The sequence below is a fragment of the Mycobacterium palustre genome (genome assembly GCF_002101785.1).
In the GTDB taxonomy this organism is placed as follows: Bacteria; Actinomycetota; Actinomycetes; order Mycobacteriales; family Mycobacteriaceae; genus Mycobacterium; species Mycobacterium palustre.
In genome coordinates this window covers 11,719-28,289 of record NZ_LQPJ01000075.1, presented here as the reverse complement: position 1 = coordinate 28,289, position 16,571 = coordinate 11,719, and the positions used below count along the sequence as shown (strand labels likewise).

The window sequence follows — 16,571 nt, the reverse complement described above, 5'->3', positions numbered from 1 at the left end:
GGTGGGCGGCGATGCTCGGTGACCGCGCCGACTACGTGCTGGCGCACTCGGCGTCGGGCCTCGAGGGCGGGGCGTGGCGGGGTGACCTGCTGCCCAGCGAGGTGCTGCGACGCAACTTCTGGTTCTGCTCGATCGACGACCCGCACGCGTTCGGCGCGCTGGACGCGGTCGGCCCAGAGCGCATCCTGGTCGAAAGCGACTACCCGCACGCCGATTCGACGTGGCCCGACACCCAACACGTGGTGGCGCGCAACGTCGCCGGCCTCTCGGCCGAGGACGCGGCGCGCATCACCCACCGCAACGCGGCCCAGCTGTTCCGCCACCCGCTGCCCGACGAGAGTTGGCTCGCATGTTAGATCTGCTCATCCGCGACGCCCAGATCGTCGACGGCACCGCAGCGCCGGCCCGGCGCGGCGCCGTCGGCATCAAAGACGGGCGCATCGCGGCCGTCGGCGAGGTCGATGACATCGCGGCGAAAACCGTTGACGCCCAAGGGCGGACCCTGGCACCGGGATTCGTCGACCTGCACACCCACTACGACGCGCAGCTGTTCTGGGACCCGACGGCCAGCCCGTCGGTGCAGCACGGGGTCACCACGGTCTTCGGCGGCAACTGCGGCTTCACGCTCGCACCGGCGGGGCCCGACCAGCACGACTACCTCACCCGGATGCTCGCCCGCGTGGAGGGCATGCCGCTGGACGCGCTGCGGGCCGGGCTCGACTGGGAATGGGCCTCCTTCGGCGACTGGCTCGACCGCCTGGAGGGCCGCATCGCCGTCAATGCCGGCTTCCTGGTTGGCCATTCGGCGCTGCGGCTGGCCGCGATGGGCGGCGACGCCGTGGGCGGCGAGGCCACGCCACGGCACATCGACACGATGCTCGCCGTACTGCACGACGCGTTGGACGCCGGTGCGCTCGGCCTGTCGACTCGCAGTCGCCGACCCACAACGACGGCGCCGGCCAACCGGTGCCGTCGCGCAGCGCGTCCCGCGACGAACTGGTCACGCTGGCGGGCGGCCTGCGCGAGCACCCCGGCACCACCCTCGAAGCCATCATCGCCGGTTGCTTGTCCGGCTTCACCGACGACGACATCGCGCTGCTCACCGACATGTCGAAAGCCGCCGACCGCCCGCTGAACTGGAACCTGCTGGGCGTCTCGGCGGCCAACCCGGACGGACACCGCAAGCAATTGCGGGCCTCCGAAATCGCCGCCGGGCGCGGCGGCCGCGTCGTCGCGCTCACCCTGCCGCAGGCCATGAAGATCCGGCTGTCGTTCCTGTCCGGCTTCGTGCTCGACGGGCTGCCGGGCTGGCGCGACACCATGCACCTGCCGGTGCCCGAACGGCTCGCGGCGCTCGCCGATCCCGACGTGCGTCGCCGGCTGGCCGAGGGGGCCTCCTCGAAGGAGGCCGGCATGCTGCGCGGCCTGGCGCAGTGGGACCGGCTGGTCATCGCCGAGACGTTCGCGCCGGCCAACGCCGACGCCACGGGCCGCACCGTCGGCGAGGTCGCCAGGGCCCGCGGCGGCGAGCCCTTCGACACGCTGCTGGACATCGTGATCGCCGACGGGCTGCGCACCGGGCTCACCCCGCCCTTGACCGGCGACGACAAGGACGACTGGCGGGCGCGCGCCGAGGTGTGGCGGCACCCGGGTGCGGTGATCGGCGGGTCGGACGCCGGCGCCCACCTCGACATGATGTGCGGCGCCATCTATACGACGTCGCTACTCGGCAAGGGCGTCCGCGAGCACCGGGTGGTGACGCTCGAGGAAGCCGTCCGGCTGATCACCGACGTGCCCGCCCGGTTCTACGGGCTCACCGAGCGCGGCAGGATCGCGCCCGGCTGGCACGCCGACCTGGTGCTGTTCGACCCGGCGACCGTCGACCACGGACCGGAGCGCACGCGCTACGACCTGCCCGCCGGGGCCCCGCGGCTGGTCGCCGACGCCTGCGGGATCACCTCGGTGTGGGTGGGCGGCGTCGAGGTCTGCCACGACGGCGTCGCCACCGGCGCCCTGCCCGGCACCGTGCTTCGATCGGGCCGCGACACCGTGACGGTTTCGGCGTCGTGACCGTCGACGAATTCGACCCCGCGGAAATGCAGGGCGGCCTGCTGATGCAGGTTGAAAACGTGCACGAGCGGTTGCGCGACGCCCGGGAGCGGCACCGGGTGATGGCGGGAACCCTGTTCGCCGAGACCAGCTCCGGGCGGGTCGGCGACGCCGGCGTGACGGTCCTGGGGTACGACGAATGCCAGACGGTGCTCACCCACCCCGACACCTTCTCCTCGTCGATCTACGACCAGATCATGGGCCCGGTGATGGGCCGCACGCTGCTCGAGCTCGAGGGCGCCGAGCATCGGGCCAGCCGCGCGCTGGTGTCCCCGTCGTTTCGCACCACGCTGCTCGAGCGGTGGCGCGTCGAGCTGGTGGAGGTGGTGGTCCACGAACTCATCGACCGGTTCGCGCCGCGCGGGCGGGCCGAGCTGGCCCGCGAATTCACCTTCGCGTTCCCGGTGCAGGTCATCGCGCGGATCATGGGCCTGCCGCGGCGGGACTACCCGCGCTTTCAGCGGCTGTCCATCGAGCTGCTCAACGTGGTCTACGACTGGGACCGCGGGCTTGCCGCATCCCGGGCGTTGAAGGAGTACTTCGGCGAGGTGCTAGCCGAGCGGCGCCACCACCCGCAGGACGACCTGATCAGCATGCTGGCGGAATCGGAGATCGACGGCGCGCGGCTGACCGACGACGAGGTCTTCGCATTCCTGCTGCTGATCCTGCCCGCCGGCGTCGAAACGACCTACCGCGCCACGGGGAACCTGCTGGTCGCCCTGCTCACCGAGCCGCCGCTGCTGGACGCGCTGCGCGCCGATCGCGCCGGCCTGCGCGGCGCCTTCGAGGAGGCGCTGCGCTGGGAGCCGCCGATCACGACGGTGGTGCGCAAGGCGGCCCGCGACTGCGAGCTGGGCGGGGTCGCGATTCCCGCGGGCACCCACGTCAGCGTCAGCGTCGCGGCCGCCAATCGGGACCCGGCGCGCTACCCCGACCCCGACCGCTTCGATCCCACCCGCAAAAACATCGCGCACCTGACCTTCGGCGGCGGCCCGCACCTGTGCCTGGGCATGCACCTGGCGCGGATGGAGGCGGCGGTGGCCATCGACGCGCTGCTGGACCGGCTGCCGGAACTGCGGCTGGATCCGGCGACGCCGGCGCCGCGCGTGGTGGGGGTGGCGTTCCGCTCGCCGGCGGCGCTGCCGGTCGAGTTCACTCCCGCCTAGCGTCTACTTGCGGGCCAGCGCGTGCCAGGCCATGTCGGCGACCGCCTCGCAGTAGCGGTCGTCGACGGGGGCGTCGGAGTAGAGCACGCGGATGTTCAACGGTGCCATGACGATCTGCAAGGCGACCAAGGTGTTGACGCCCTCACGCAATTCGCCGCGCTCCCTGGCCCGATCGACGACACCGCGCACCGCGGCAAACCGCGCTCGCCACAACATCATTCGCGTCGCCTCGTCGTGATGCCCACCGCGGTTCATCACCACCGCCCGCACGAAAGTGCGCCCCTCGTCGGTGTTGAGCCGCCCGGTCAAGTTCCGCGCCAGCGCCAGCAGGTCGCCGCGCAGCGAGCCGGTGTCGGTGGCCGTACTGATGATTTCGGCATCGGCGAGGGCCGCATCGACGATGAGTCGTTGTGGGCTGCCCCAATAGCGGTGGATCATCGCGGGATCGAGGTGGTGGCGCTCCGCCAGGGCCTCGATGCTGAACCGCTCGACGCCCCAACGGGCTAACTCGTCGAGCGCCGCCGGCATCACCCGCGCCCGGACATCCGCGGGGATGGGGTTGTCGGGAGTGTGAGACGGCTGCATCGGTGTCCCCCTCGTACCGCCTAAAGATAGCCCGTCTGGTTCACCAAACGTACCGATGATTGCCCGTCGCTGAAGAACTCGGCGATGCTCAGCGACGCCAGGTCGAGGTGCAGCCGGTAGAGGATGCCCGGTCCCGCGTCCAGCGCCAGCCGCAACAGCATCTTGATCGGCGTCACGTGCGACACCACCAGGACGGTCGCGCCCCGGTGTGCCGCGACGATCCGCTCGCGCACCCGCAGCACCCGGTCGAGCACCGCGTCGAAGCTCTCGCCGCCCGGCGGGGTGGCGCTGGTGTCCCGTAGCCAGCGCCGGTGCAGCTCCGGATCGCGTTCGGCCGCTTCGGCGAACGTCAACCCCTCCCATGCGCCGAAGTCGGTCTCGATCAGGTCGTCGTCGACGGTGACGTCCAGGCCGAGGGCCTTGGCGGCCGCCGCCGCGGTGTCATAAGCGCGCTGCAGCGGCGAGGAGTACACCGCGGCGATCCCGCCGCGGTCCGCCACGTACCGCGCGGCGGCCGCCGCCTGCTGCCGACCCGCGTCTGTAAGCGCGGGGTTGCCGCGGCCGGAATAGCGCCGCTGCGCCGACAGTTCGGTCTGCCCGTGCCGCAACAACAACAACCGGGTCGGCGTGCCGCGCGCACCGGTCCATCCGGGTGACGTCTTGGCTTCGGCGGCAACGGATTCCGAGGCATCGGCAACCGGCGCCGCGGCCGCCTCCGCCATCCCGGCCGCGGCGTCCATGGCCTCGTTGGCCAGCCGGTCGGCGTGCGAGTTTTGGGCCCGCGGCACCCACGCGTACCTGATTCGGTCGAACCGCGACGCCAGCTTGCGCGCCTGGGCGTTCAGCTCGATCAGATCGGGGTGCTTGACCTTCCACCGCCCCGACATCTGCTCGACCACCAGCTTGGAATCCATGAAGACGTCCGCCTCGGTGGCGTCCATTCGCAGAGCGTCTTCCAAACCCGCTATCAGGGCCCGGTATTCGGCGACGTTGTTGGTCGCCACGCCGATGGCCTGCTTGGACTCGGCGAGCACGGTCGAGCGGTCGGCGCTGCGCACCACCGCGCCGTACCCGGCCGGACCGGGATTTCCGCGCGACCCGCCGTCGGCCTCGATGACGACCTTCACTGCTCGAAACCCTTGACGCGCAACAGGATCGCGCCGCACTCGGGGCATCGCACCAGCTCGTCCTCGGCGGCGGCCGAAATCCGCGACAGCTCACCGCGGCCGATCTCGATCCGGCAGGCGCCGCAGCGGTGTCCGAGCAGCGGCCCGGCGCCCGGGCCTCCCCCGGCCCGCTGCCGCTCGTAAAGCGCGGCCAGGGCCGGGTCCAGCGCCGCCGAGAGGGTGTCGCGCCGCGACGAATGCTCCTGGCGGGCCCGGTCTATCTCGGCCAGGGCGGCGTCGAGGGCCTCCTTGGCGGCGCGCAGCTCGGCCTGCAACGCCTCGACGGCCGCCTGCTTGGCGCTCGCCTGGGCCTGCAGCTCCTCGCGGCGCTCCATGATCTCGAGCAGGGAATCCTCCAGGCTGGCCTGGCGGCGAACCAGGGTATCCAGCTCGTGCTGCAGATCCGACAGCTGCTTGGCGTCGGTGGCACCCGATTTCAGCAGCGCCTTGTCGCGCTCTTCGCGCTGGCGCACCGCGTCGATCTCCGACTCCAGCCGGGACACCTGGGCGTCCAGGTCTTCCAGCGCGATTCGGAGCGCACCCAGCCGGTCGGCGGCGGCGTTGTGCTCGGCCTGCAGCCGCTGATAGGCCTCTTGCTGCGGCAGATGGGTCGACCGGTGCGCGATGCGCGACAGCTCGGCATCGAGCTTCGACAACTCCAGCAACGAGAGCTGCTGCGCCACTTCTGCTTTCATGACTGACTTCCCCCAATGTTCCACGGGTCGGTGCGAAGCGCGCACACCCGCACGCTCAGCGCCTCCCCGAAATGCGACCGCAGCACGCCGGCGGCCTGTTCGCACCACGGGAATTCGCTTGCCCAGTGCGCCACGTCGACCAGGGCGACCTCCGAGGCCCGGCGATGTTCGTCGGCCGGATGGTGCCGCAGGTCGGCCGTGACGTAGGCCTGCACGCCCGCGCCGGCCACGGCGGCCAGCAGCGAGTCCCCGGCGCCGCCGCACACCGCGACCCGCGACACCGGCGCGTCGGGGTTCCCCGCCGCGCGGATTCCCCACGACGTCCGCGGCAGGGCCGCGTCGACGCGGGAGACGAAGTCGCGCAACGGTTCCGGCCGCGGCAACGTGGCGATGCGGCCCAGTCCGGCGTCGCCGGGCGGCGGAACCAGGGCGAAGATGTCGAAGGCGGGTTCCTCGTAGGGATGGGCGGCCCGCATCGCCGCCAGGACGGCCCCGCGGGCCCGCGCCGGCGCGACGACCTCGAACCGGTCCTCGGCCACCCGCTCGACGCTGCCGACGCGGCCCACCGCGGGCGAGGCTCCTTCGTGCGGCAGGAACTGCCCGATGCCGGCAACGGTCCAGCTGCAATGCGAATAGTCACCGATGTGGCCGGCGCCGGCCTCGAACATGACCTCCTGCACCGCTTCCGCGTTCTCGCGCGGCACGTAGACGACCCACTTCTCCAGATCACCCGCGACCCGCGCAGGCTCGACGACACCTTCGACGGCGAGGCCGAGCGCGTCGGCGAGCGCATCGGACACGCCCGGCGACGCCGAGTCGGCGTTGGTGTGCGCGGTGAACAACGAACGGCCCGTTCGGATCAGCCGATGCACGAGCGCACCCTTGGGCGTGTCGGCCGCTACGGTGTCGACCCCCCGCAACAACAACGGGTGATGCGCCAGCAGCAGGCCGCCCTCGGGAACCTCCTCGACCACTGCTGGCGTCGCATCGACGGCCACGGTCACAGAGCCGACCGCTTCGTCGGGATCGCCGCAGACCAGACCCACCGAATCCCACGACTCCGCGAGCCGCGGCGGGTACGCCTCGTCCAGCACCTCGATGACGTCGGAAAGCCGCACGCTCACCGCGACACCTCCGAGATCGCCCGCACCAGCAACGGCCATTCGGGGCGGACCGCGGCCCGCAGGTAGGTCTCGTCGAGGCCGACGAACGTGTCACAGCGGCGCACCGCGATCCCGTTTCGCGCCAGAGCGCTTCGGACGCGCGCGGCGTCCGGCATGCGGAACAAGACGAACGGGCCCCGGCCGTCGACCGGGTCGGCGCCCACCGAGGCCAGGCCGGCCACCATCTCGGCGCGCAACTCGGCCAGCCGCACCGCCCCGGCCGCCGCTTCTGCGACCGCCCCGGGCGCGCAGCACGCGGCGATGGCGGTCAGCTGCAGCGTCCCCACCGGCCAGTGCGCGCGCTGGGTGCTCAACCGCGCCAACACCTCTGGTGCGCCCAGGGCGTATCCGACGCGCAGCCCGGCCAGCGCCCAGGTCTTGGTGAGGCTGCGCAGCACCAGCACATCGGGCAGCGAGTCGGCGGCCAGCGACTCCGGCTCGCCGGGAAGCGAATCGGCGAACGCCTCGTCCACCACCAGGACCCGGCCGGGTCGGCGCCACGCCAGCAGCCGCTCGCGGGCGTGCAGCACCGAGGTGGGGTTGGTCGGGTTGCCCACCACGACCAGGTCGGCATCGTCGGGGACGCTCACGCCGTCCAGCCCGAACGGCGGCTCGAGGACGACGTGCTCGACGGGCACCCCGGCGGCGGCCAGCGCTACCGCCGGCTCGGTGAACGACGGCGCGACGATCACCGCCTTCGACGGGCGCAGGTTTCCCAGCAACGCGAACCCTTCCGCCGCGCCGGCCAGCGGCAGCACCTCCTCGCGGGCCCGGCCATGCCGGGCGGCGGCCGCGTCCTGCGCCAGGCGCGCGTCGTCGTGGCTCGGGTAGCGCGCCAGGTCCGGCAGCCGCGCGGCCAGCCGCTCGATCAGCCACTGCGGCGGTCGCGCGTGGCGGACGTTGACGGCGAAGTCCAGCATCCCGGGCGCGACCGCCTGATCGCCGTGATAGCGGGCCGCCGCAGGCGGGCTCGGGTTCAGAGTCGCCATCCGTGAAACACTAGTGCGCCGCCTCGCGCGTGTGGCGGGAAGTCCGTCGAGGACAATGGGGAGGTGACAAGCGCGATGTCGCCCAATAGCCATAGCCTGCCGGACCCGGCCGCCGAACTGGTGATCTTCGACCTCGACGGCACCCTGACCGACTCGGCGGAAGGCATCGTCGCCAGTTTCCGGCACGCGCTCGCCCACGTCGGCGCCCCGGTGCCCGAGGGTGACCTGGCCGCGCGGATCGTCGGGCCGCCGATGGACGACACCTTCCGGTCGATGTTCGGCGAATCCGCCGAGGAGGCGATCGCGGCGTTCCGCGCCGAGTACGCCACCCGTGGCTGGGCGATGAACACGCTGTTCGACGGCATCCAGCCGCTGCTGGAAGACCTGCGCGCCGCCGGCGTGCGGCTCGCCGTGGCCACCTCCAAGCTGGAGACCACCGCGCGGCGCGTGCTCGCCCACTTCGGCGTCGATCAGCACTTCGAGGGTTGTCGCCGGGGCCACCCCGGACGGCTCGCGCAAGAGCAAGGAGGAGGTGCTCGCCCACGCGCTGGAACAGCTGCGGCCGCTGCCCGAGCGGGTGCTGATGGTCGGCGACCGCAGCCACGACGTGCACGGCGCGGCGGCCCACGGCATCGACACCGTGGTGGTCGGCTGGGGCTACGGCCGCGACGACTTCGCGGGCGGGTACCACCTGACCGGCGTGACGCACGCCGCGACGGTCGACGAGCTGCGGAGCGCGCTCGGTGTCTGAAAAGCTCCACATCACGTTCGTCTGCACGGGCAACATCTGCCGCTCGCCGATGGCCGAGAAGATGTTCGCCGACCAGCTGCGCCGCCGTGGTCTGGGCGACGCGGTGCGGGTGACCAGCGCCGGCATCGGCAACTGGCACGTCGGGGACTGCGCCGACGACAGGGCCACCCGGGTGCTGCGCGCCCACGGCTATTCCACCGACCATTGCGCCGCCCAGCTCGACGACGACCACCTCTCGGCCGACCTGGTGGTGGCGTTGGGCCGCAACCACGTTCGGATGTTGCGGCAGCTGGGCGTCGATGCCGACCGGATCCGGATGCTGCGGTCGTTCGACCCGCGCTCGGGTTCGCACCCCCTTGACGTCGACGACCCGTACTACGGCGACGCCGAAGACTTCGAGGCTGTCCTCGCCGTCATCGAGGCCGCCCTGCCCGGGCTGCACGCCTGGGTCGACGAGCGGCTCGCGGGCGACGGACAGCGCTGATGCGCCGCCTGGCTTTCCTGCGGCGCCCGGGCTGGATAGCGCTGGCGCTGGTGGTCATCGCTTTCACCTATCTGTGCTTCATGGTGCTCGCGCCCTGGCAGCTGGGAAAAAACACCAGGACGTCGCGGGAGAACCACCAGATCGAGACGTCTCTCAACACCCCGCCCGTCGCGCTGAAAACGCTGCTGCCGCGCCAGGAGTCGTCGGCACCCGGCGCGCAGTGGCGGCGGGTGACGGCGACCGGGCACTACCTGCCCGACGCACAGGTGCTGGCCCGGCTGCGGGTGGTCGAGGGCGATCCGGCGTTCGAGGTGCTGGCCCCGTTCGTCGTCGACGACGGGCCCACCGTGCTGGTCGACCGCGGCTATGTCCGACCCGAACAGGGTTCGCGCGTTCCCGCGATTCCGAGGCCGCCGGCCGAGACGGTGACCATCACCGCGCGGTTGCGGGACTCCGAGCCGAGCGTGGCGGGCAAGGATCCGTTTATCGGTGACGGTGTGCAGCAGGTGTATTCGATCAACACCCAGCAGGTTTCGAGGTTGATGAAGGTCCCGCTAGCCGGGTCGTACCTGCAATTGGTGGAGAACCAACCCGGCGGGCTCGGCGTGATCGGCGTGCCGCATCTGGACGCCGGGCCGTTCCTTTCCTACGGGATCCAATGGATTTCGTTCGGCATCCTCGCGCCGATCGGGTTGGGCTACTTCGTGTACTCGGAGATGCGTGTCCGCCGCGAGGAAAAGCAACGCGCCGCTGGCGCTCCGGCAGCCCCTGCGACCGTCAAGGACAAGCTCGCCGACCGCTACGGCCGCCGCCGGTAGTTCAGGGCCTTTCGGTGTGAAGTGAGGGGCCTTCGGTGTGAACTGAGGGCTCTCCGTGTGAACTGAGGGCCTTCCATGTGAACTGAGGGCCTTCGGTGTGAACTGAGGGCCTTCCGTGTGAACTGAGGGCCTTCGGTGTGAACTGAGGGCCTTCGGTGTGAACTGAGGGCCTTCGGTGTGAACTGAGGGCTTTCCGTGTGAACTGAGGGCGCGGAGAACGCGATTCTCCCGCCCCACATGCACACTCAAGGCCGTAGATGCACACTCAGCGCCGTACATACACACTCAGCGCCGTACATACACACTCAGCGCCCCACCAACACACCCACCGCCCCGGCGAGCCCGGAGAACTACTTAATGTGGACAATTTCAGTCGGCGGCTGGTCTCTGGCGTTGAGTGAACCGCCCCACCCACACTCAGCGCCCCACCAACACACCCAACCCGACCAGCAGCGCGGCCGCCGCCTGCACCGCCCGCGACAGCGCGACCGCGCGGCGCAGGTCGGCCACCGTGGGCGGCAGGCCGTCACCGAGGGTGGGCCGGATCTGCAGTTCGTGGTGGTAGTGGGTGGGACCGCCGAGCCGGACGCCCAGCGCCCCGGCGAAGGCCGCCTCCACCACACCGGCGTTGGGGCTGGGGTGGCGGGCGGCGTCGCGCCACCAGGCGCGCACGGCGGCCGACGACGACCCGGACACCAGCGGCGCGCACACGACGACGAGCGCCGCGGTCACCCGGGCCGCGGCATAATTGGCCAGGTCGTCCAATCGTGCTGCAGCCCAACCGAATCGGGCGTAACGAGGCGAGCGATAACCGACCATCGAATCGAGCGTGTTGATGCCGCGGTAGGCCAGCACCGCGGGCACCCCGCCCGCGGCCGCCCACAGCAGCGGCGCCACCTGCGCGTCGGAGGTGTTCTCCGCGACGGACTCCAGCGCCGCCCGGGCCAGGCCCGCGCCGTCGAGGCGGGCGGGGTCGCGCCCACACAGCGACGGCAGCAGCCCCCGGGCGGCCGCGACGTCGCCGCGCTCCAGCAGCCGACACATCTCCAGGCCGGTGCGCGCCAACGACGTGCCGCCCAGCGAGACCCAGGTGGCCGCGGCCATGGCCACGACGGACCGCAACCGCCCCCGCGGCGTGGCCGCCGCGCCCAGGACGGCTACCACGCCGACCAGCAGGACCACGTGCAGCGCGCCGGCGAGCTTGCTGTCGCGGTAGGTGAAGCGCTCCAACCGCGAGGCCGCCCGGCCGAACAACGCCACGGGGTGACCGCGTTGCGGATCGCCCACGGCGAGGTCGGCAAGGTAGCCGACCAGCACTCCGGCGATGCGGGCCCGCCGCCTCGTCGCAACCATTCCCGCAGCGTCTCACACGTGGTCTACTCGGTTGCATGCCCGCGACCCGCATTGCCGACCTGCTCAACCCGGCGGCGATGCTGTTGCCGGCGGCAAACGTGGTCATGCAGCTCTCGCTCCCGGGTGTCGGTTACGGCGTGCTGGAAAGCCCGGTGGACAGCGGCAACGTGTTCAAGCACCCGTTCAAGCGGGCCCGCACCACCGGGACCTACCTGGCCGTCGCAAGCATCGGCACCGAGTCGGACCGGGCGCTGATTCGCGGCGCCGTGGACGTCGCCCACCGGCAGGTTCGCTCGACGTCGTCGAGCCCGGTGTCCTACAACGCCTTTGACCCCAAACTGCAGCTGTGGGTGGCCGCCTGCCTGTACCGCTATTACGTCGACCAGCACGATTTCTTGTACGGCCCGCTGGACCTCGAGGACCCGGCCAGCGCCGACGCCGTCTATCGCGACGCCAAACGGTTGGGCACCACGCTGCAGGTGCCCGAGCGCATGTGGCCATCCGACCGCAGCGCGTTCGACGAATACTGGAAGCACTCCCTCGACGAGCTACGCATCGACCCGCCAGTGCGCGAACACTTGCGTGGGGTCGCGTCGCTGGCGTTTCTGCCGTGGCCGCTGCGGGTGCTGGCGGGGCCGTTCAACCTGTTCGCGACGACGGGGTTCCTGGCGCCCGAGTTCCGCGCGATGATGCGCCTCGGGTGGTCGCCGGGCCAGCAACGGCGCTTCGAGTGGCTGCTGGCCGCGCTGCGGCTGGCGGATCGGGTGATCCCCCATCGGGCGTGGCTCTTCGGTTACCGGCTTTACTTGTGGGACATGCGGTCTCGGGCCCGACGTGGCCAGCGCATCGTCTAGGGCTAGAGTCGGTCGAATGGCTTTCCCCGCGCTCAACCACGTGGCGGTCACGGTGCGTGACCTCGAGGTCAGCGGACAATGGCATCGGCGCCTTTCGGCGCCGAGCCCATACTCGACGAGCGCACCGACGCCGGCTTCCGACATCTGGATGCTCAATGGCCGGACGGTGTTCGGCATCCACCAGCACGACCGGCCGCCCCCGACGAGGCCTTCGGCGAGCTGCGCGTCGGCCCGGACCATGTCGGCTTCGGCGGCGCCGACGGCGGGGAGCTGGAAAAGTGGGCCACGCGCCTGGATGAATTGGGCATCGAGCACGGCGGCATCATGGACGCGCCGTACGGTTCGGGGCTGAGCTTCCGCGACCCCGACGGCATCGCCCTGGAATTCTTCGCGCCGCCGAACCTGACGCATATCCCTTGCGGCCGACGGGGTCTCAGCGAATCGTCGCGAAGAACGCGCGAACGTCGTCGACGAACAGCTCCGGCTGCTCGAACGCGGCAAAATGCCCGCCGCGCGGCATGTCCGTCCAGTGTGTGATGTTGTAGACCGGCTCGCACCAGCGCCGCGGCGCCTTGAGCAGCTCCTTGGGGAAAGCGGCGACGCCCGTGGGCAAGTCGACCCGGTCCAGCTGCCCCCACACATTGAAACTCTCCCAGTACAAGCGGGCCGATGAGGCGCCGGTGCCGGTGACCCAGTACACCATCACGTTGTCGAGCAGCTCGTCGCGGCTGAACGCGTTCTCGGGATGGCCGTCGCAATCCGCCCAGGCCCAGAACTTTTCGACGATCCAAGCCAGCTGCCCCACCGGCGAATCGACCAGCCCGTACCCCAGCGTCTGGGGCCGGGTGGACTGCTGCTTGGAGTAGCCGGTGCCCCACTTGCGGTGGTCGGCCAGCGCGGCCAGGGCTCGCTGCTCCTCCGCGGTGGGGTCCTTCAAGGCTTCGGGCGTGGGTCGCCCGATCGGCATGTTGACGTGGATGGCCGCGCAGTGGCCGCCGTTGCGGCCCATCTGGGTGGTGACCGCGGCACCCCAGTCGCCGCCCTGCGCGCCGTAGCGCTCGTAGCCGAGGCGCAGCATGAGCGTCTCCCACGCCGAGGCGATCTTTTCGACGCCCCAGCCGGTGCGGGTCGGCTTGCCGGAAAAGCCGTAGCCCGGAAGCGACGGGCACACCACGTGGAAAGCGTCCTCGGCCCGTCCCGACGCCGGATTGGTCAGCGGCTCGATCACCTTGTGGAACTCCACGATCGAGCCCGGCCACCCGTGGGTGATCACCAGCGGGAAGGCATTGTCGTGCGGCGAGCGCTGGTGGATGAAATGGATGTCCAGCCCGTCGATGTCGGTGACGAACTGGTCGAAGCGGTTCAGCGCGGCCTCCCGAGAGCGCCAGTCGTAGTCGTTGGCCCAATAGCCGGCCAGCTCGCGGGTGTAGGCCAGCGGGATGCCCTGGCTCCAGTCGTCGACGCATTCGGCCTCGGGCCAGCGGGTGCGGGCCAACCGCGATCGCAAATCCTGCAAGACATCGTCGGGGACGTCGATGCGAAAGGGCTTCATGGGGTTCACCATTCGTGGTCGTCCGTGATCGCGGGTCGCTCGCCCACTCGTCAGACCTTGCCATATTCGGCAGATCGCCAACAACGCAAGACGCTCCACGCGAATGCCCGTGAAATTAGCGTCGGAGGCATTGGCCCCGTTATGCGTAACCGTGAGATAATCGGCTCGATAGGTCTTATCGGTCTACCAGGCATTTCCAGAATGGGACTGCGATGATTACCGAAACGCCAAAAACATTCCCCCTCATCTTCAGGGGCTACGATCCGACCCAGGTTGACGCGTACATCGGGAACCTCATCACCAAGCAGCAGGTGCTGCTCGACGACATCGAGAACCTCCGGGCGAGACTCAAGGAAGCCTGCGACGAAGCGGCGGGGCTGCGGATCGAGGTCGCCGTCCTCACCGACGAGGTCGCCGTCCTCACCGAGTCTTCGCCTTCCCCCCAGGCGATGCAGCGTCGCATGGCCAAGATGGTGCAGCGGGCGGTCGACGAGATTTCCGAGATGCACGCCGAGGCGCGGGCCGAGGCGGAGGCGATGATGGCGGCAGCCACGGCCGGGGCCGAAGACGCCCGGCGAGAACACCAGGAGCGGCTGACAGACATGGCCGAGGAGCGCAAAGCGCTGGAAGCCGAGTACGCGGACGCCAAGAAAAAGCTCGAAGCCGAACTGGCCAGGATGCGCGCCGAAACCCGGTCGACGATCGAGAAGGCGTGGCAGGACGCCCAGCAGGAGCGCGACCTGCTGCTCGCCGACGCGAAGCGGGAAGCCGAGCGTTGCCGCGAGGAGGCACGCCGGGTGGTGGACGAGGCGCATCAGCAGCGGATCAGGATCCTCGAGCAACTGATGCGGGTATACCGCGACCTGGAAGCCGTTCCGGCCGCCCTTGAGTCGGCATACGAAGAACGAAACAATGCGGGGGAGCCGGGCGTCGTGGTGCCGTTGGACCAGAAGATCAAACGAAACCCCGATTCCGTGCACGGCCTCGCGTAGTCGCGACAAGGGCATGCCCGCCGTCCACCTTCGCGCGAAATTGCCTCTCCCACTTGGCGTCAACGCGCGATGAGTTGGGCGTGCGGGCCCTCACCTGCGCGAGCGAAGTGCGCAGAGCACAAGTAACGCACTACTCAGCGGCGCGGGGCCACGCGCGAAGGAACACCACGCGAAAGTGGGCGCGGACGGTATCGAACCGCCGACCGCTGGTGTGTAAAGGGACCAGAGAAAGTGAACAGGCGTTCTACGGTGTCCACTATGTGCAGTTCAGCGCCGTTTTGCATGTACATGGTGTGCGCTGTGTCTGCCTCGTTTCGGACTTTCTTGGCAACTTGGCGGCAATCTGACGAACGGGCGTTCGGGCGACTTTGGCCAGCACAACCGAGCGGTGTGCCACTAAACGGTAGGGAGTGACCGCCACACCCACCCGCCGGGGCGAGTCCACGTCAGCACCGGCCGGTAGCCGCCGGTGATCCATACGTGCGTTGCGGCGAAGTCGTCGGGTAGGGCGTAGCGGGGCACGTACCCGCGCTCTGTCAGCAGCTGGTCGAACAGATCGAAGCCGGAGCCGTAGAGGTGCACCCCGACCGCAAGGTGCCGCTCGCTGACGCCCTGGTGGTCCCGCAGCTTGGCCAGCTTCGACATGATCCCCTCGTCGGCCAGCATCCGGTCTAGGTCGTGGTCCAGATTCTCATTGCGGGGAAAGCTCACTCTCGGCGGCAGTCGCACCTCCACCGTGCCGGGCGCAGACAACGGGCTGGGCGACAAGCGCAGCTCCCCCAACACGAACCACTGGACATCCGCGCCGAATTCGCTCGTTGGTAGCCGCATGGGGTCATCGACGCCGTGACGATCACACGCTGCGATGACGGGCGGCAGTCGTCTCCGCAGATGATCGAGTTTCGTGCCGAGTTCGACCGTGACGGCCCAGCCGCGCGGGCTGTCGCAGGTGATCGTCTTGCCGTCGCGGTTCAACTTGGATTGCAGTGCGGCTGCCCGGCCGTCGCGATAGGTGGTCATTTCGACGGCTCCGGTCGTCCCGTCGGGCGATGTGAACACGTAATCGACCGCCCGCGGGCGTCCGTCCCGGTCGAATTGTTCTAGCTCGACTCCGTGCAGGAGTTCGATGACCCCGCGCAGATACCTCTCGGAATGGCGTTCATCGCCCACCGATGCACCGTAGCGAACGGCCCGGGTTGAATCGCCTCTACGCAGCCTCTCGGTGCTGCGTGGGATCAAACCCGGCCGCTTTGGCGGTCCAGAGCTGGACTCCTGGCGGTTGTCCGTGATGCCCGGCAACCCGGTTCGCACCGTGGTCGCCATCGACCCCAGCGATAGCGGCCAGGGCGACGCGGCGGGCATCATCGCGGCCAGCCTGACCACCGAGGGCGTGGTGGTTGTGCATCGTGACATTAGCAAACCGCTGACACCTGAACAGTGGGCAAGAGCCGCGGTGGAACTCGCCATCGACACCGGCGCGAGTGAGATAGCGGTCGAGACGTATATCGCGCGCGAGGGATACCTGTCGGTGCTCAACACGACGATGCGCCGCTACCGTCTGCCTCACCCGATCCGCGCCACGCCGTGGCCGCCGCGCAACAACCGTAGCGGTCGCGGGCGGGATGATGCGATGGCCCACAGCGCCAAGCTGATTCAAGGGCTCGAAACCGGCACGGTGCGCCTGGTCGGGCATTTACCCAGCTTTGAGGGGCAAGCCACACGGTGGCAGGCGACGCAGCATCAACCCGACTGTATTGCGGCAGCGGTTATCGCGCACGATGTACTGACCAACGGCGGTCAGGTGAGCTTTGTCAGCCCGATTGACCGTGCGCGCCGGGGCATGTTCTCCGAGCCCCCAGCCTGGATGACCCGGCGGATAGGCGGCGGGTAAATG

Annotated in this window: 17 protein-coding genes and 3 pseudogenes; 12 read left to right on the top strand and 8 right to left on the bottom strand. The window is 70.0% G+C overall.

The window, feature by feature from the left end:
* The 4 genes and pseudogenes from AWC19_RS07640 to AWC19_RS07630 form a co-directional block, all read left to right on the top strand.
* Positions 1 to 356: amidohydrolase family protein (locus tag AWC19_RS07640; RefSeq protein ID WP_158090847.1), on the top strand; the 356-nt coding region annotated here is incomplete at its 5' end.
* Positions 350 to 874, top strand: a pseudogene (locus tag AWC19_RS30435) (amidohydrolase family protein); the annotation flags it as partial. The gene AWC19_RS07640 and the pseudogene AWC19_RS30435, both read left to right, overlap by 7 nt.
* A gap of 92 nt (positions 875 to 966) precedes the next feature.
* The gene (locus AWC19_RS07635) at positions 967 to 2,070 is read left to right on the top strand and encodes an amidohydrolase family protein (RefSeq protein ID WP_342743785.1); all 1,104 of its coding nucleotides are present in this window, start codon (positions 967 to 969) and stop codon (positions 2,068 to 2,070) included.
* On the top strand, positions 2,067 to 3,275 hold the full coding sequence (locus AWC19_RS07630) for a cytochrome P450 (protein WP_245848813.1): 1,209 nt from the start codon (positions 2,067 to 2,069) through the stop codon (positions 3,273 to 3,275). Before AWC19_RS07635 ends, AWC19_RS07630 begins: the two co-directional genes overlap by 4 nt.
* A gap of 3 nt (positions 3,276 to 3,278) precedes the next feature.
* On the opposite strand, the gene AWC19_RS07625 is transcribed toward AWC19_RS07630, so the two are convergent.
* Genes AWC19_RS07625 through cobC form a run of 5 tightly spaced genes read right to left on the bottom strand, consistent with a single transcriptional unit; the run spans position 3,279 to position 7,873 of the window.
* Complete coding sequence (locus AWC19_RS07625) at positions 3,279 to 3,860, bottom strand: TetR-like C-terminal domain-containing protein (protein WP_085077463.1); 582 nt, start codon at positions 3,858 to 3,860, stop codon at positions 3,279 to 3,281.
* A gap of 20 nt (positions 3,861 to 3,880) precedes the next feature.
* A complete protein-coding gene (locus tag AWC19_RS07620; RefSeq protein ID WP_085077462.1) occupies positions 3,881 to 4,987 on the bottom strand; it encodes a bifunctional RNase H/acid phosphatase in 1,107 nt (368 codons plus the stop codon).
* Positions 4,984 to 5,721, bottom strand: a complete 738-nt coding sequence (locus AWC19_RS07615) for a zinc ribbon domain-containing protein (RefSeq protein ID WP_085077461.1) — start codon at positions 5,719 to 5,721, stop codon at positions 4,984 to 4,986. Before AWC19_RS07615 ends, AWC19_RS07620 begins: the two co-directional genes overlap by 4 nt.
* A complete protein-coding gene (locus AWC19_RS07610; protein WP_085077460.1) occupies positions 5,718 to 6,845 on the bottom strand; it encodes a Nif3-like dinuclear metal center hexameric protein in 1,128 nt (375 codons plus the stop codon). Before AWC19_RS07610 ends, AWC19_RS07615 begins: the two co-directional genes overlap by 4 nt.
* Positions 6,842 to 7,873, bottom strand: coding sequence for an Rv2231c family histidinol phosphate aminotransferase CobC (gene cobC, locus AWC19_RS07605; protein WP_085077459.1), 1,032 nt, complete (start codon positions 7,871 to 7,873; stop codon positions 6,842 to 6,844). The genes AWC19_RS07610 and cobC overlap by 4 nt, the downstream gene beginning before the upstream one ends.
* Before the next feature lie 75 nt (positions 7,874 to 7,948).
* Here cobC and AWC19_RS07600 point away from each other — a divergent pair.
* From AWC19_RS07600 to AWC19_RS07590, 4 genes and pseudogenes are all read left to right on the top strand, one after another.
* Positions 7,949 to 8,395, top strand: a pseudogene (locus tag AWC19_RS07600) (HAD hydrolase-like protein); the annotation flags it as partial.
* Between the two features lie 10 nt (positions 8,396 to 8,405).
* Positions 8,406 to 8,624, top strand: a complete 219-nt coding sequence (locus AWC19_RS31555; protein ID WP_372508639.1) for an HAD hydrolase-like protein — start codon at positions 8,406 to 8,408, stop codon at positions 8,622 to 8,624.
* Positions 8,617 to 9,108, top strand: a complete 492-nt coding sequence (locus AWC19_RS07595) for a low molecular weight protein-tyrosine-phosphatase (RefSeq protein WP_085077458.1) — start codon at positions 8,617 to 8,619, stop codon at positions 9,106 to 9,108. Before AWC19_RS31555 ends, AWC19_RS07595 begins: the two co-directional genes overlap by 8 nt.
* The gene (locus AWC19_RS07590; protein ID WP_085077457.1) at positions 9,108 to 9,926 is read left to right on the top strand and encodes an SURF1 family cytochrome oxidase biogenesis protein; all 819 of its coding nucleotides are present in this window, start codon (positions 9,108 to 9,110) and stop codon (positions 9,924 to 9,926) included. The genes AWC19_RS07595 and AWC19_RS07590 overlap by 1 nt, the downstream gene beginning before the upstream one ends.
* 417 nt (positions 9,927 to 10,343) lie before the next feature.
* Here the strand turns inward: AWC19_RS07590 and AWC19_RS07585 are convergent, their stop codons facing one another.
* On the bottom strand, positions 10,344 to 11,279 hold the full coding sequence (locus AWC19_RS07585; RefSeq protein WP_085077456.1) for a cobalamin biosynthesis protein: 936 nt from the start codon (positions 11,277 to 11,279) through the stop codon (positions 10,344 to 10,346).
* A gap of 35 nt (positions 11,280 to 11,314) precedes the next feature.
* Between AWC19_RS07585 and AWC19_RS07580 the strand changes: the two genes are divergently transcribed.
* Both AWC19_RS07580 and AWC19_RS07575 read left to right on the top strand, forming a co-directional pair.
* A complete protein-coding gene (locus tag AWC19_RS07580; RefSeq protein ID WP_085077455.1) occupies positions 11,315 to 12,133 on the top strand; it encodes an oxygenase MpaB family protein in 819 nt (272 codons plus the stop codon).
* Positions 12,134 to 12,149: 16 nt separating this feature from the next.
* Positions 12,150 to 12,532: pseudogene (locus AWC19_RS07575) on the top strand (VOC family protein); the annotation flags it as partial.
* A 34-nt stretch (positions 12,533 to 12,566) separates the two neighbouring features.
* Here the strand turns inward: AWC19_RS07575 and AWC19_RS07570 are convergent.
* Positions 12,567 to 13,685, bottom strand: coding sequence for an epoxide hydrolase family protein (locus AWC19_RS07570; RefSeq protein WP_085077464.1), 1,119 nt, complete (start codon positions 13,683 to 13,685; stop codon positions 12,567 to 12,569).
* 212 nt (positions 13,686 to 13,897) lie between these two features.
* On the opposite strand from AWC19_RS07570, the gene AWC19_RS07565 reads away from it, so the two are divergent.
* Positions 13,898 to 14,677, top strand: a complete 780-nt coding sequence (locus AWC19_RS07565; RefSeq protein ID WP_085077454.1) for an ATP synthase subunit B family protein — start codon at positions 13,898 to 13,900, stop codon at positions 14,675 to 14,677.
* A gap of 396 nt (positions 14,678 to 15,073) precedes the next feature.
* Here the strand turns inward: AWC19_RS07565 and AWC19_RS07560 are convergent, their stop codons facing one another.
* Positions 15,074 to 15,847, bottom strand: coding sequence for a hypothetical protein (locus AWC19_RS07560; RefSeq protein WP_085077453.1), 774 nt, complete (start codon positions 15,845 to 15,847; stop codon positions 15,074 to 15,076).
* A 52-nt stretch (positions 15,848 to 15,899) separates the two neighbouring features.
* Here AWC19_RS07560 and AWC19_RS07555 point away from each other — a divergent pair, with 52 nt between their 5' ends.
* Entirely contained in the window at positions 15,900 to 16,568 is a 669-nt protein-coding gene (locus AWC19_RS07555) for a hypothetical protein (protein WP_085077452.1), read from the top strand.
* Positions 16,569 to 16,571: the final 3 nt, after the last annotated feature.

Excerpts from the sequence above, each read along its gene's own strand:
- AWC19_RS07590 (WP_085077457.1), top strand. The coding sequence starts at position 9,108 with ATGCGCCGCCTGGCTTTCCTGCGGCGCCCGGGCTGGATAGCGCTGGCG.
- cobC (WP_085077459.1), bottom strand. The coding sequence starts at position 7,873 with ATGGCGACTCTGAACCCGAGCCCGCCTGCGGCGGCCCGCTATCACGGC.
- AWC19_RS07615 (WP_085077461.1), bottom strand. The coding sequence starts at position 5,721 with ATGAAAGCAGAAGTGGCGCAGCAGCTCTCGTTGCTGGAGTTGTCGAAG.
- AWC19_RS07580 (WP_085077455.1), top strand. The coding sequence starts at position 11,315 with ATGCCCGCGACCCGCATTGCCGACCTGCTCAACCCGGCGGCGATGCTG.
- AWC19_RS07570 (WP_085077464.1), bottom strand. The coding sequence starts at position 13,685 with ATGAAGCCCTTTCGCATCGACGTCCCCGACGATGTCTTGCAGGATTTG.
- AWC19_RS07565 (WP_085077454.1), top strand. The coding sequence starts at position 13,898 with ATGATTACCGAAACGCCAAAAACATTCCCCCTCATCTTCAGGGGCTAC.
- AWC19_RS07585 (WP_085077456.1), bottom strand. The coding sequence starts at position 11,279 with ATGGTTGCGACGAGGCGGCGGGCCCGCATCGCCGGAGTGCTGGTCGGC.
- AWC19_RS07625 (WP_085077463.1), bottom strand. The coding sequence starts at position 3,860 with ATGCAGCCGTCTCACACTCCCGACAACCCCATCCCCGCGGATGTCCGG.